Annotated in this window: 15 protein-coding genes; 9 read left to right on the forward strand and 6 right to left on the reverse strand. The window is 68.9% G+C overall.

All coding sequences use genetic code 11. The features are described 5' to 3' along the window. Positions 1-4 precede the first annotated feature (4 nt). The 3 genes from ACS5PM_RS02420 to ubiM are packed head-to-tail and all read left to right on the forward strand — an operon-like array spanning position 5 to position 2239. A complete protein-coding gene (locus ACS5PM_RS02420) occupies positions 5-466 on the forward strand; it encodes a RidA family protein (RefSeq protein WP_439385038.1) in 462 nt (153 codons plus the stop codon). A 4-nt stretch (positions 467-470) separates the two neighbouring features. Continuing rightward, entirely contained in the window at positions 471-956 is a 486-nt protein-coding gene (locus ACS5PM_RS02425; protein ID WP_439385040.1) for a disulfide bond formation protein B, read from the forward strand. A 56-nt stretch (positions 957-1012) separates the two neighbouring features. Then, complete coding sequence (gene ubiM, locus ACS5PM_RS02430; RefSeq protein ID WP_439385042.1) at positions 1013-2239, forward strand: 5-demethoxyubiquinol-8 5-hydroxylase UbiM; 1227 nt, start codon at positions 1013-1015, stop codon at positions 2237-2239. An 11-nt stretch (positions 2240-2250) separates the two neighbouring features. Here the strand turns inward: ubiM and ACS5PM_RS02435 are convergent, their stop codons facing one another. Both ACS5PM_RS02435 and ACS5PM_RS02440 read right to left on the reverse strand, forming a co-directional pair. Then, positions 2251-3069 (reverse strand): beta/gamma crystallin-related protein, encoded by an 819-nt coding sequence (locus tag ACS5PM_RS02435; protein WP_439385044.1) that lies wholly within the window; start codon positions 3067-3069, stop codon positions 2251-2253. A gap of 205 nt (positions 3070-3274) precedes the next feature. After that, positions 3275-3787 carry a DUF1269 domain-containing protein gene (locus ACS5PM_RS02440; RefSeq protein WP_439385046.1) on the reverse strand — a complete coding sequence of 171 codons (513 nt, stop codon included), beginning with the start codon at positions 3785-3787 and terminating at the stop codon, positions 3275-3277. A 194-nt stretch (positions 3788-3981) separates the two neighbouring features. Here ACS5PM_RS02440 and ACS5PM_RS02445 point away from each other — a divergent pair, with 194 nt between their 5' ends. The 3 genes from ACS5PM_RS02445 (at position 3982) to ACS5PM_RS02455 (ending at position 5278) form a co-directional block, all read left to right on the forward strand. Then, positions 3982-4272, forward strand: a complete 291-nt coding sequence (locus ACS5PM_RS02445; RefSeq protein ID WP_439385048.1) for a hypothetical protein — start codon at positions 3982-3984, stop codon at positions 4270-4272. Between the two features lie 80 nt (positions 4273-4352). Next, complete coding sequence (locus tag ACS5PM_RS02450; RefSeq protein WP_439385050.1) at positions 4353-4820, forward strand: MarR family winged helix-turn-helix transcriptional regulator; 468 nt, start codon at positions 4353-4355, stop codon at positions 4818-4820. A gap of 32 nt (positions 4821-4852) precedes the next feature. Further along, the gene (locus tag ACS5PM_RS02455; RefSeq protein WP_439385052.1) at positions 4853-5278 is read left to right on the forward strand and encodes an organic hydroperoxide resistance protein; all 426 of its coding nucleotides are present in this window, start codon (positions 4853-4855) and stop codon (positions 5276-5278) included. Between the two features lie 146 nt (positions 5279-5424). Here ACS5PM_RS02455 and ACS5PM_RS02460 read toward each other — a convergent pair whose 3' ends face one another. Next, the gene (locus ACS5PM_RS02460; RefSeq protein WP_439385054.1) at positions 5425-6372 is read right to left on the reverse strand and encodes an asparaginase; all 948 of its coding nucleotides are present in this window, start codon (positions 6370-6372) and stop codon (positions 5425-5427) included. Between the two features lie 76 nt (positions 6373-6448). Here ACS5PM_RS02460 and lexA point away from each other — a divergent pair, with 76 nt between their 5' ends. Together lexA and ACS5PM_RS02470 are read left to right on the forward strand one after the other, a co-directional pair. Further along, entirely contained in the window at positions 6449-7126 is a 678-nt protein-coding gene (gene lexA, locus ACS5PM_RS02465) for a transcriptional repressor LexA (RefSeq protein ID WP_439385056.1), read from the forward strand. A gap of 12 nt (positions 7127-7138) precedes the next feature. Continuing rightward, positions 7139-7468 carry a helix-hairpin-helix domain-containing protein gene (locus ACS5PM_RS02470; protein WP_439385058.1) on the forward strand — a complete coding sequence of 110 codons (330 nt, stop codon included), beginning with the start codon at positions 7139-7141 and terminating at the stop codon, positions 7466-7468. Positions 7469-7471: 3 nt separating this feature from the next. Here the strand turns inward: ACS5PM_RS02470 and ACS5PM_RS02475 are convergent, their stop codons facing one another. Both ACS5PM_RS02475 and ACS5PM_RS02480 read right to left on the reverse strand, forming a co-directional pair. Continuing rightward, the gene (locus ACS5PM_RS02475; RefSeq protein WP_439385059.1) at positions 7472-8269 is read right to left on the reverse strand and encodes a LytR/AlgR family response regulator transcription factor; all 798 of its coding nucleotides are present in this window, start codon (positions 8267-8269) and stop codon (positions 7472-7474) included. A 3-nt stretch (positions 8270-8272) separates the two neighbouring features. After that, positions 8273-9349: a sensor histidine kinase gene (locus ACS5PM_RS02480; protein WP_439385061.1), complete on the reverse strand. Its 1077-nt coding sequence runs from the start codon at positions 9347-9349 to the stop codon at positions 8273-8275. 172 nt (positions 9350-9521) lie between these two features. On the opposite strand from ACS5PM_RS02480, the gene ACS5PM_RS02485 reads away from it, so the two are divergent. Further along, positions 9522-10433: a hypothetical protein gene (locus ACS5PM_RS02485; protein WP_439385063.1), complete on the forward strand. Its 912-nt coding sequence runs from the start codon at positions 9522-9524 to the stop codon at positions 10431-10433. A gap of 269 nt (positions 10434-10702) precedes the next feature. On the opposite strand, the gene ACS5PM_RS02490 is transcribed toward ACS5PM_RS02485, so the two are convergent. Next, on the reverse strand, positions 10703-11974 hold the full coding sequence (locus tag ACS5PM_RS02490; RefSeq protein ID WP_439385065.1) for an MFS transporter: 1272 nt from the start codon (positions 11972-11974) through the stop codon (positions 10703-10705). Between the last annotated feature and the right edge of the window lie 142 nt (positions 11975-12116).

Genomic DNA, 12116 nt, shown 5'->3' on the forward strand with positions numbered 1-12116 from the left:
AGCCATGTCCATCGCCGCACGCCTGAAGGCCCTCGGTATCGAACTGCCGCCGGTGGCGATCCCCGCCGCGGCGTATGTCCCCTTCGTGCAGACCGGCCGGCTCGTCTTCCTGTCCGGCCACATCGCCAAGAAGGACGGCAAGCCCTGGGTCGGCCAGCTGGGCCTGACGATGACGACCGAAGAAGGCAAGGCCGCGGCGCGCGCCGTCGCCATCGACCTGATGGGCACGCTGAAAGCGGCCTGCGGCGATCTGGACCGTGTGACACGCATCGTCAAGGTGATGAGCCTGGTGAACTCCACGTCCAGCTTCACTGAGCAGCACCTCGTGACCAACGGCTGCTCGGAGCTGCTGGGCGAAGTGTTCGGCCCGCAGGTCGGCGCACACGCCCGCAGTGCCTTCGGCGTCGCGCAGATCCCGCTCGGCGCCTGCGTGGAGATCGAGCTGATCGCCGAAATCGAGGGCTGATCGCATGGGTCTGCTTCGCCGTCCGGCCACGCTGCTGGCGCTCATCGCCCTGGCCTGTTTCGGCGCCGTCGGAGCGGCGCTGATCTCGCAGTACCGGTTCGACATGCAGCCCTGCCCTTGGTGCACGCTGCAGCGGTTGATCTTCCTGATCGTCGGCAGCTTCGCGCTGCTCGGCCTGCTCATCCGGTCCAAGGGCGTGCGTCAGGTGCTCGCCCTCGGCGGGCTGCTGTTCGCGATGTCGGGCATGGCGAGTGCGTTGTGGCAGCAGTTCGTGGCGGCCAAGAGCGACAGCTGCAATCTCACGCTGGCCGACCGCATCCAGAAGGCGCTGGGCCTGTTCGACCTGGCGCCTTCGGTCTTCGCTCCGACGGCCTCGTGCGCCGAGGCGGCCGTGAACCTGCTGGGCATCCCGTACGCGATGTGGAGCCTCGCGCTGTTCCTGCTGTGCGCCATCGGCTGCCTTCAGGTGATGCGCAGCACGCGCATCTGAGCAAGCTCTGATTCGGGTCAAGCCCGAGCGCCGGGGCGGTGGAGACACTGTCCCGCGTGAAGACTTCCAGCCCTGATACCTCCATCGCCGACGTGCTCATCGTCGGCGCCGGCCCCGCCGGCCTGGCCCTCGCCATTGCGCTCGCGCAGGCGGGCATCGCCAGCACCGTGCTCGAGCAGGCCCCACTGGCCAGCCTGGCCGACCCGCCGGAGGACGGCCGCGACATCGCCCTCACCCACCGCGCGCGCCACGTCCTCGAATCGCTGGGCCTGTGGCAGGGACTGCCCGCCGCGGAAATCGCGCCGTTGCGCCAGGCTCAGGTGGTTGATGGCACGTCCCCTTGGGTGTTGCCCTTCAGTGCGGCCAGCGAAGGCCACGAGGCCCTGGGATGGCTGGTGCCGAACCACCACATCCGCGCGGCGTGCCACGCGCTGGCTACCCGGGTGCCCGAAATACGCCTGCAGGGCGACGCTTGCGCCGTCGCCTTCGGGCGAGACCGCGATAGCGCATGGGTGGAAACGAACGGCCCGCAAGGGCCGGGCACCACGCGTCATCGCGCCCGTCTGGTCGTGGCCGCTGACAGCCGCTTTTCCGCCCTCCGCCGGCTCGCGGGCATGGGCGCCCGCATGCTCGACTTCGGTCGCACCGCGATCGTTTGTCGAATGGCGCACGAGCGCGAGCACGAAGGCGTCGCCCACGAATGCTTTCGCTATGGCAACACCTTGGCGATGCTGCCTATGGCCGGTCGCCAATCGTCAGCGGTGCTGACAGTTCGCAGCGACGAAGCGCCCGGTTGGCTCTCGTTGGGCGAGCAAGCGTTTGCCGCACGCCTGGCCGATCAGTTCGCACACCGGCTGGGCGGGATGAAAGTGGCCGGACGGCGCCACGCCTATCCCTTGGTGGCGACCTATGCCCAACGCTTTGCGGATCCGCGTTTTGCCCTGGTGGGTGATGCCGCGGTGGGCATGCACCCCGTCACGGCGCATGGCTACAACTTTGGGCTGTATGGCATCGAGCGCCTGGCCGCAGCGTTGAAAGCCTCACACGCGACTGGGCGCGACCTTGGCGATACGGCTGTCCTCGAGCGTTGGGCGGCGGAACATCGACGGGTGACGCTGCCCATCTACCTCGGCACCAACGCCATCGTTCGCCTGTTCACCGACGACCGCGCGCCCGCCCGCCTGGCCCGTGGCGCCGTGCTGCGCTTGGCGAGCGGAATCGGGCCCTTGAAAAGCGCGATCGCCCGGCAGTTGACCGGGCGATCTCCACTCCAGCGCGCTTAGCGCATGCGCGCTCAGCTCATCCGGGGCTCGCCGTTCTCGTTGACGGTGATCATGGTCCCCGGCGCCGGCGGCTGCGTCATCTGCATGTGGTGCTCGGTGCCGCGGAAGACGTAGACCACGTCCCAGTACTGCGGCCGCTCGCGCTCGCGGCCCGAAGTGCAGCGCTGCACCTTCGTCGTGCTGTAGTCCGGCCCGTTGTCGACATTCGAGCCGATGACAGCGCCCGCGACCGCGCCGCCTGCGGTGGCCAGGTCACGCCCCGAGCCGGCTCCGATCTGGTGGCCGATGACGCCGCCGATCAGGGCGCCGACCACGGCGCCGCCGACGTTGGGCTGGTCCGTCGCCACCCGTTCACGCTCGACCCAGCAGCGCTGCTCCGGCGGCCCCATCACGGCCCGCACGTCGACCACAGCTACCTCGAACAGGCGTTCGCCGTCACGACGGCGCCAGCGCTCGGGCTCCCTCACCACGAGCTGCGGCTCGGGCGCGAAGCGGTGCGGCTCGACCCGCACATTCCACGGAATCGGGCGCACCGAGCTGACCATGTTGTTCAACCCCATGGCCCCCAGCGATGCGTAGCTGCCCGGCCGCAGGATCACGCAGCGCCCCTGGAAGCGCTCGTGCTCGCAGACCTCGTAGCGTTGCCCTTCAACGACCACCGAGGACGCCTTGTCGTTCAAGCCGTAGCGGTCGAGGTTGACGATGGTCTCGTAGGTCGTGAACGCACGGCCTGCAAAACCTTCGCGTTGATAGAACGTGATCTCGGCACTCGCCTGGGCCGCCACGATGGCGGCCGCGAGTGCGACCGTTGCCTTGATGGTGGTGTGCATCGCCTTCTCCGTTGTTGAGGGAATGGCATGGGCCACCATCCCTCCACCGAGACAGACGCTCTGTCGGAGCCGGGGCACATGCTGGCTCCATCGTGAAGATGCCGCTCGGGCGGGGCTACCAGACGCCCGCGCGCAAGCCTGTAGCCGCCGTCCTACAGGGCGGCGGCTACAAGCGGGACAGCTGGAAACGCGGGAGTGGAAAGGCTTACGGGAAGGCCGGCATCGTCAGGTCGACACCGCGGTCTGCGGCCTCGGGATGGCGCTTGTGGAGCAGGTCCTGGATCTCCTCCACGCGGCCGTGGGGCACGTCGACCATCAGCAGGATCTTGCCGTCCTCGATGTCCTTCTCGAAGGTCTTCAGGCTGGTGCTGGGCGTGGACACGCCGATCAGCGTGGACATCCAGGCGCCAAGCACCAGTCCGCCCAGGGTGCACAGCATCACCGTGCCCACATCGAAGTTGATGTCGCCCAGCTGGCTGACCTTGAGGAACACACCGACAGCCGCACCCCCGATCACGCCGATGCCCGCACCCAAGAAGGCGGCGTGGCGCACATCGGTCTTCTGCAGAAAGCTGGCTTCGTGCAGGTCTTCGAGCGACATGTCGCGCCGCCCCAGGAAGTGCATGTGCCGGTCCTCGATCCGGGCCAGCAACAGGTCATTGGCAGTCTGGCGTGCGCTGGCCACGTCAGGCAACACCACGTACAGGCGTCTACGCATACGGCCTCCTCACCCGCGCGGACGCCGTAGGTTGGCAGCGCGGTAAGGGAGATTTACGCCTGATGTTGTGCCATGTCAATCCGGGGCGGCAGTCAGCCCCTGCACGTTGTGATAGGGATGTGCGCCGCGGCGAAACCGGACTTGAACGGTGTATCCGCCCGTGTCGGCTCGTGGGAGCGTGGCATCATCGAGCCATGAACAATGGCTTTGGCATGGAGGCTCACGGCAAGCAACCGGCGAATGCCCATCGCAAACCGGCTCGCTACCTGCTGCTGATCGATGCAGGCGGCAGCACCATCGCCAGGCTGTTCACCGACACACGCGAAGCGGCCGGCGAGTTCGACGCCGGCTCCGAGGAAGTCGCCGTGATGACCCAGCGCCTGAAACCCGGCAGCGGTGCCACCGGCCACGAATGGGATCGCGCGCTCGAAGGCCACAGTGCCGCGGAACGCGCCGCGGCCGTCGTCTACACCCTCGACATCTGACCGCCACCGCCAGGCGGCGCAGTCGGATCTCATTCCCCTATTAATTGTGCGCATTTAAATTGTGCGCAATACTTCTGCCCATGGCGAAGACCCCCAGCCCCTCCAAGCCCGCTGCCAACTGGCTGGCGCTGGACATGCAGTTGTGCTTCGGCCTGTATTCGGCCTCGCTGGCCATGACCAAGCTCTACAAGCCGCTGCTGGCGCCGCTGGGCCTGACCTATCCACAGTACCTGGTGATGCTGGTGCTGTGGGAGGAGGACAGCCAAGCCGTCAGCGCGATCGGAGACCGGCTGACCCTGGATTCCGGCACGCTCACGCCCCTGCTCAAGCGGCTGGAAGCCGCCGGCCTGGTGCAGCGCCTGCGCGATGCGGTTGACGAGCGCCGCGTGCTGATCCAGCTCACGCCGGCCGGCCGCTCGATGAAGGCCCGCGCGAGCAGCATCCCGCAGCAGATCCTCTGCGCAACCGATTGCCAGCTCGACGAAGTTTCCTCCCTCACGCAACGCCTGAAGTCCCTGCGTGACAACCTCACCCAGGCCGCGGCCTGACCTATCCCTTCAATCACCCAAAGGAAGACAACATGGCTCTCGAAAAGGTCCTCTACACCGCCCACGCCACCTCCACCGGTGGCCGCACCGGCACCTCCAAGACCGACGACGGCCGCCTGTCGCTGACGCTCAGCACGCCGAAGGAACTGGGCGGTGACGGCGGCGCGGGCACGAACCCCGAGCAGCTCTTCGCTGCCGGCTACTCGGCCTGCTTCATCGGCGCGATGAAGGCCGTGGCGGCCAAGCAGAAGATCTCGCTGCCGGCCGACGTGTCGATCAGCGCCGACGTGGGCATCGGCCCCATCCCGGCCGGCTTCGGCATCCAGGTCGCCATGCGCATCACCGTGCCCGGAATGGAAAAGGCCGCCGCCGAGGCGCTGGTCGCCGCCGCGCACCAGGTGTGCCCGTACTCGAACGCGACCCGCGGCAACATCGACGTGTCGCTGACCGTCGTCTGAGCGGGGGGAGACGGCACCAAGCCGTCACCGTTCATCGCGAAGCTCCTCGGGTTTGTCCACCCGAGGGGCTTTTTTCATGGTGCACCTCAAGAGTCGGCTCTGCGCGCTGGCGTCCCCTCAACGTCGTCGGAGTGGCCCGCAGCGGTTCAAGAAGAAGGCGGCAATAGCAGCTGCAGCAGCAGTTCCACCCGCGCCTTGGCCGGCGTGAGGACACCAGCCGTAGGCAAGGCCCCTTCGGGCGAGCCGACGATCGCTCCGCCCGAGCATCGGCTCGCCCTGAGCACCGGCAGGCCAGCCGCCCGCGCCCGCGCCAGGGCCGCGAGCAGCGACGCGTGCACGGTGCCGTTCCCGGTGCCCTCGACCACGAGCCCGCGGGCACCGGCGGCCACCAGCGCCTCCACCACGACGCCGTCCGCGCCGGCATGGCTCACCACGATGTCGACCCGCGGCCACGTGCCGGCATCGGCCGCGATCCGCTCCAGGCCGAGCGCCTCGCCCGAGGGCCAGGAGCGCAGCGCTCTGACCTGCCCTTCCTGCACCACCGCCAGCGGGCCGTCCTCGCCGGATTCGAATGCATCCAGGGCGAAGGGCTGGCGCTTGCGCACCTCGGCCGGGCCGTGGACGCGGCCCTGCAGCACGGCCACCACACCCTGTGCGCCCGGCCAGGCAGCGAGCGTCACCGCGTCCAGCAGGTTCTGCGGGCCGTCGGCCTGCAGCGAGGTCGCCGGGCGCATGGCGGCTGTCAGCACGACCGGCTTGGCCGGGGCCAGCACCCGCTGCAGGAACCAAGCCGTCTCTTCCAGCGTGTCGGTGCCGTGGGTCACGACCACGCCGGCCACCTCTTCACGCGCGAGGTGGTGCGCCAGCCGCTGCGCCAGCCGCTGCCAGATGGCGTGGCTCATGTCCTTGCTGTCGACCTGGGCCACCTGCTCGGCCTCGAGCTGGCGCCCGGCCAGTGCTGGCACGGCCCCCACCAGGGCCTGCACGCTCATTTGCCCCGCCGTGTAGCCGACGTCGTCGCCGGAGCCGGCAATGGTGCCGCCGGTTCCCAGGATCACGACCGTGCCCGCCGCCTGCTGTGATTTGTTTTGCATTTCAACGATGTCTGGATAAAAATACAGATACTGGATGCAAACTCAGCCGTACCGCTTGCCCGGTAGGCCCGCCGCCATGATTGAAAGCCCGAAGCTCACCGCCCGCCAGCAGCAGATTCTCGACCTGGTGCAAACCACCATCGAGCGCACCGGCGCCCCCCCCACCCGGGCCGAGATCGCGGCAGAACTCGGTTTTCGCTCACCCAATGCCGCCGAGGAGCACCTGCAGGCCCTGGCCCGCAAGGGCGTGATCGAGCTGGTCGGTGGCACCTCTCGCGGCATTCGCCTGCAGTCCAACACGCTGCGGGCCCTGAACGAGGCCCGCGGCAAGCAATTCTCGCTGCCCCTGCCAAGCCTGGCCCAGCTGACCTTGCCGTTGGTCGGGCGCGTGGCCGCCGGCAACCCCATCCTCGCCCAGGAAAACATCGACCAGACCTACCTGCTCGAGGCGAGCCTTTTCCCGCGGCGTCCCGACTACCTGCTCAAGGTCAAGGGCATGAGCATGCGCGACGCCGGCATCATGGACGGCGACCTGCTCGCGGTGCAGAAGACGGCAGAAGCCCGCAACGGCCAGATCGTCGTGGCGAGGCTGGACGACGAGGTCACGGTCAAGCGCCTGCATCGCACGCGCCACACGATCGAGCTGCTGCCCGAGAACCCCGATTTCCAGCCCATCGTCATCGCGCCCGGCCAATGCGAGTTCGCCATCGAGGGCGTGGCCGTCGGCCTGGTGCGGCAGCACATGGTGTTCTGAGCGAACGTTGCCATGGCTCGCGCCGCATCGCCCGTACGCCCCATCAAGGCTCCCAAGGCCGCCTGCGCCGACGAATGCGCGGTGCTGGAGCAGTTGCCGAACGTCGGCCCGGCCATGGCCGGTGACCTGCGCCTGCTGGGCATCCAGCACCCGGCAGAGCTGCGCGGGCGTGACGCCTTCGCGCTGTACCGCGCACTCGAGCACGCCACCGGCCACAGGCAGGATCCCTGCGTGCTCGACACCTTCATGGCCATCGTCGATTTCATGGAAGGCGCCGCGCCCAAGCCCTGGTGGGCCTACACCGCCGCGCGCAAGCAGCGCCACGGCCAGATCACCAACTGATCGCTACCACCCGCCTGCCCCGCCAAATCTCGGGATGCGAGCCGCCGCCAGCGCACGCCTGATCGCCGCCGGATAACTCGGCCCCACCGGCAGCTCCCGCCCATTGCGCAGCGTGGCCATGTACTCGCCGCCGCCCACGGGATAGAGCGAGCGCAGTTGCGCCAGGTTGACGATGTAGGAGCGATGGATGCGAAGGAATCGCGTCGCCGGCAACTGCTGCGCGAGCACGCCTATCCTCTCCCTCACATCCAGCACCTCGTTGCTGCCGAAGTGCAGGGTGACGTAGTTCGCCGCAGCGCGGATCAGCTCCAGCTCGTCGAACGGCACGAACACCAGCTGGTGGCCGCTCTTGACCACCATGCGATCGGGCTCGATCGCCAGCGGCGGCGGCACCTCGATCAAGGTCAGCTCGGCGGCCCGTGAACCGAGGAACTGCCTAACCCTGTCCAGCGTGGCCTCGAAGCGCTCGCGGCGGAAAGGCTTCAGCAGGTAGTCCAGCGCCTGGGCATCGAAGGCGCGCAGGGCGAACTGCGCATGCGCGGTGACGAAGACCACGGCCATGGCGGCCACCGAGTCCTGTGCAGCGGCGCGCACGGACTGCAGCAGTCCGAAGCCATCGGCGCCCGGCATCTGAACGTCGAGGAAGAGCAGCTGCGGCGCTTGCGCGGCAATGGCCCCGGCAGCGCTGGCTGCATCCGCGCATTCACCGACGATCTCGAAATCGTCCTCCTCGGCCAGCAGCGTCGCGAGGTTCAGGCGGGCGAGCGGTTCGTCGTCGACGATGAGGGTGCGGATCTTCATGGCTCACGTGACAGCGCGAAAGGGCATTCGCAAGGTGACCCGCGTTCCCGCCCCGGCCCGCCCATCGAGCTCGAAGCTGTGCGCGTCGCCGTAGAGCTGGCGCAGCCGCTTCTTCGCATTCGCCAGACCGACCCCCGGCCGCGGCGCCTCCGGCAGGCCCGAGCCATCGTCCTGGACAGCGAGCAGCAGCTCGGCGGCCTCCCTCCGTGCGGTGATCTCGAGCCGCCCCGGCCGGTTCACCGGTGCTATGCCGTGCACCACCGCGTTCTCGACCAGCGACTGCAGCACGAGCGTGGGCACGGCGGCATCCAGCGCGTCGGGATCTATGGACTGCACCAGCGTCAAGCGCTCGCCCAAGCGCCGCTGCTGGATGCGCAGGTAGCAATCCACCACCGCCAGCTCGCGCCGCAAGGTGGTCTCATGGGCCGCCGGATCCTCGAACGAGGCTCGCAGCACCTCGGCCAGGTCGGACACCATGTCCTCCGCGGCGCGGGGATCCACGCGCATCAGGGCGGACACGGCGTGCAGCGTGTTGAACAGGAAGTGCGGCTGGATCTGCGCCCGCAACACGGACAGCTGCAGGTCGGCCATGAGCTGGCCCAGCCGGCTGGCCTGCAGGGCACGCTCCCGCTCCGCCGTGTGAGCGTCGATCAGGGCCTTCACGCCGACCAGCGGCCAGTACATCCACAGGTCGGAATAGAACTCCTCGAGAAAGCGCAGCACCAGCGGCGAGCCGGCGAACTGCTTCGGCACGAGCGCGAGCGGGCTGCCGATGGCCTGCGCGACCACGCAGTGAACCATCGACAGGGCCACGAAGAACAGCATGTGCAGGCCGAACGCCCGCCAGCGATTCGGGCCGGTGAGCGGCACACGGTGCGCCAGCGCAAACACCACCGGTGTGAGCGTGGCCCAGATCCAGTGCTCGATCAGCGGGCGCTTCAGCACCTCGATCACCGGCGTCGGCCGCCCGGCCAGTTGCAGCCAGGCCAAGTCCGCCAGCCCGGTGCACAACGCGATCAGCGTCCACAGGCCGGCAACGAGGAGGAACTGGGGGGCGAGGTGGCGGAATGCGGACTTCAAGAGCAGGACTTCGGCGACGCCCGCAGCTTCGCACAGGCGACGAGCCCGCCGCAACCGGCTGGTGGCGCGGCAACGGGCGTTGGTCCCGGCACGGCGGCATTCGTCCCCGGGCCGCACAGGCAAAGCGGCGGTTCCAGAGACTGGCGCCCTCTCTTCAACCCAGGAGATCCGCATGCTTACCCTCTTGCGCGGGCTCTTCGCCCCGGTGCTGGCCGCCACCGCCCTCCTCGCGGCCGCCCCGGCCGTTTCTGCGGCCGAAGCCGACACCACGTACCGCTATCGGGCCATCGACTACCCCGGTGCAGCCAATACCGCGCTCTACGCGATCAACGTGCGCGGCCATTACGTCGGCGCCATGAAGGATGCCGTCACCGGCGCGCACCACGCCGTGCACGGGCAAGGCGGCAGCATCAAGCTGCTCGATCCGGATGGCCCCGTCGGCCACGCGAAGGAAAGCTGGGCCTTCACCACCAACGGCCTAGGCCAGATCGGCGGGGTGTACCTCGACGATGCAGGCATGCGCCACGGGTTCATCCTTCACCCCGGCGGCGCGGTGCGAACGATAGACATGCCCGGCGCCTTCGGCACCCAGGTCTACGGCCTGAACGACCGCGGCCAGTTCATCGGCCTGTACCGCGACGCCGCTGGCGCCGATCACGCCTACGTCAACCGCAACGGCACTTTCGAGAACGCCGACTTGCCCGACGGCCTGCAGACAATCCCGTTGTCGATCAACGACTCAGGCCAGATCGTGGGCGAGTTCGTCAGGACCGAAGGCACCACGGGCTACGGCTACATCCAGTACCCGGACGGCCGTTTCACGCTGCACACCGCGCCGGATTCGCCCCCCGAGCAGACGTTCTTCATCTCGATGAACAACCGGCGGCAGGTCCTGGGCGCGTGGTTCGACGCCGACGGCTTCGCCCACAACTTCATCCGCCGCCACGGCCGCTACACGCCTTTCGACCTGCCGGACAGCATGGGCGCCATCTACGTGCAGGCCGAGACGATCAACGACCAGGGCGACGTGGTGGGCTACTGGTTCGACTCGAACTGGGTCGCCCATGGTTTCCTGGCGAACTGAGACACCCGGTGGCGGAGTACCGCCACCACCCTCCGAGAGGGTGCGCGGCCGCTTGGGAGCGGCCCTGCGCTGGCCGCGAAACCGAGACACCCGGTGGCGGAGTACCGCCACCACCCTCCGAGAGGGTGCCGGCCGCTTGGGAGCGGCCCTGCGCTGGCCGCGAAACCGAGACACCCGGTGGCGGAGTACCGCCACCACCCTCCGAGACGGTGCGCGGCCGCTTGGGAGCGGCCTTGCGCTGGCCGCCCAGCCTCGAGATCCGGGGTTCTTCAGCTCGGGCGCAGGCGGTCGCGCCGGGCGAGATCGGGGAACAGCTTCCACCACAAGGCCACCACGGCCAAGGTGCCGAAACCGCCCAGCAGCACCGAGCCCACCGGCCCAAGCAATGCGGCGGTGACCCCCGATTCGAACTCGCCCAGCTGGTTGCTCGCGCCGATGAAGACGGAGTTGACCGCGCCGACGCGGCCGCGCATGTCCTCGGGCGTCTCCAGCTGCACCAGCGATTGGCGGATGACCACGCTGAACATGTCGGCCGCACCCGAGACGGCCAGCATGACGAAGGCGAATGCCGCTGAGCGGGCCAGGCCGAAGCCAATGGTGGCCAGGCCGAACACGGCCACGGCCCCCAGCAGCCAGGCGCCTGCATGGCGCTCTATGCCGCGCCGGGCGAGCAAGAGGCCCACCACCACCGCGCCCGCCGCAGGCGCGGCCCGCAACAGGCCCATGCCTTCGGGGCCGATCTTCAGGATGTCGCGCGCAAAGATCGGCAACAGCGCGGTGGCGCCGCCCAGCAGCACCGCGAACAGGTCGAGCGAGATGGCGCCCAGCATCACCTTGCGCCGCCAGATGAAGCGCAGGCCCGCCGTGACGCTCTCCCAGCTCGCGGCGGCGGTGCGCGCGTGGGTCGAGCGATGCCGCAGCATCAGCGCGCCGGCGATGGCCGACAACAGCAGCACCAGTGAAGTGCCGTAGACAACTACGGCGCCCGGCTGTGCGCCCGGAAGCACTTCGCGATGCGAGGACGCCCAGCCATACAGGGCCCCGCCCAGCGCCGGGCCGATCACGATGGCCCCCTGCATCACCGAGCTGCTGGCTGCCACTGCACGAGGCAGCAGCACCGCCGGCACCAGCGAGGGCGTCAGCGCCTGCACCGAAGGCATCTGCACCGCCCGCGCCATGCCCATCAGCACCGACGTGGCGAGGATCCACCGCGCATCGACCCAGCCACCGCCGCTGCCCCATGCCAGGACCGCCGCCACCAGCGCCTGCAGGCCCAGGCTGGCGGCCAGCATCAGGCGACGGTCGTGCCGGTCCACCAGGTGACCGGCCGGAAGCGTGAAGAGCAAGGCCGGCAGGAACTGCGCGAGCCCGACGAGGCCGAGCGCCCAGGCGCTGGCGGTGAGTTCGTAGACCTGCCATCCCAGCGCGACCATCAGCATCTGCTGGGCCGCCGTTCCGGCGATGCGCGCCACGAGCAGGCGCAAGTAGTCGTGTTGATCGCGCAGACGGGGCGCGGCCGGTTCCAGGGTCAGTTCAGCCATGCAGCCCGCGATTGTCGCTTCAGCTCTTCAGCCTTCGCAGGCCCAGCCTTTCTCGACGGCCGCGCGCAGCGCCGGCCACTCCCAGGGCGTGCGCGGATCCGGCTTCGCCGGTCCGCTGCGCGAGCCCCCTCGGGGGGCAGCC

This window comes from Ideonella flava (assembly GCF_051857595.1).
Lineage (GTDB): Bacteria > Pseudomonadota > Gammaproteobacteria > Burkholderiales > Burkholderiaceae_C > Ideonella.

Excerpts from the sequence above, each read along its gene's own strand:
- ACS5PM_RS02460 (WP_439385054.1), bottom strand. The coding sequence starts at position 6,372 with ATGCAAAACAAATCACAGCAGGCGGCGGGCACGGTCGTGATCCTGGGA.
- ACS5PM_RS02425 (WP_439385040.1), top strand. The coding sequence starts at position 471 with ATGGGTCTGCTTCGCCGTCCGGCCACGCTGCTGGCGCTCATCGCCCTG.
- lexA (WP_439385056.1), top strand. The coding sequence starts at position 6,449 with ATGATTGAAAGCCCGAAGCTCACCGCCCGCCAGCAGCAGATTCTCGAC.
- ACS5PM_RS02470 (WP_439385058.1), top strand. The coding sequence starts at position 7,139 with ATGGCTCGCGCCGCATCGCCCGTACGCCCCATCAAGGCTCCCAAGGCC.
- ACS5PM_RS02445 (WP_439385048.1), top strand. The coding sequence starts at position 3,982 with ATGAACAATGGCTTTGGCATGGAGGCTCACGGCAAGCAACCGGCGAAT.
- ACS5PM_RS02435 (WP_439385044.1), bottom strand. The coding sequence starts at position 3,069 with ATGCACACCACCATCAAGGCAACGGTCGCACTCGCGGCCGCCATCGTG.
- ACS5PM_RS02490 (WP_439385065.1), bottom strand. The coding sequence starts at position 11,974 with ATGGCTGAACTGACCCTGGAACCGGCCGCGCCCCGTCTGCGCGATCAA.
- ACS5PM_RS02475 (WP_439385059.1), bottom strand. The coding sequence starts at position 8,269 with ATGAAGATCCGCACCCTCATCGTCGACGACGAACCGCTCGCCCGCCTG.
- ACS5PM_RS02450 (WP_439385050.1), top strand. The coding sequence starts at position 4,353 with ATGGCGAAGACCCCCAGCCCCTCCAAGCCCGCTGCCAACTGGCTGGCG.
- ACS5PM_RS02440 (WP_439385046.1), bottom strand. The coding sequence starts at position 3,787 with ATGCGTAGACGCCTGTACGTGGTGTTGCCTGACGTGGCCAGCGCACGC.
- ACS5PM_RS02485 (WP_439385063.1), top strand. The coding sequence starts at position 9,522 with ATGCTTACCCTCTTGCGCGGGCTCTTCGCCCCGGTGCTGGCCGCCACC.
- ACS5PM_RS02420 (WP_439385038.1), top strand. The coding sequence starts at position 5 with ATGTCCATCGCCGCACGCCTGAAGGCCCTCGGTATCGAACTGCCGCCG.
- ACS5PM_RS02455 (WP_439385052.1), top strand. The coding sequence starts at position 4,853 with ATGGCTCTCGAAAAGGTCCTCTACACCGCCCACGCCACCTCCACCGGT.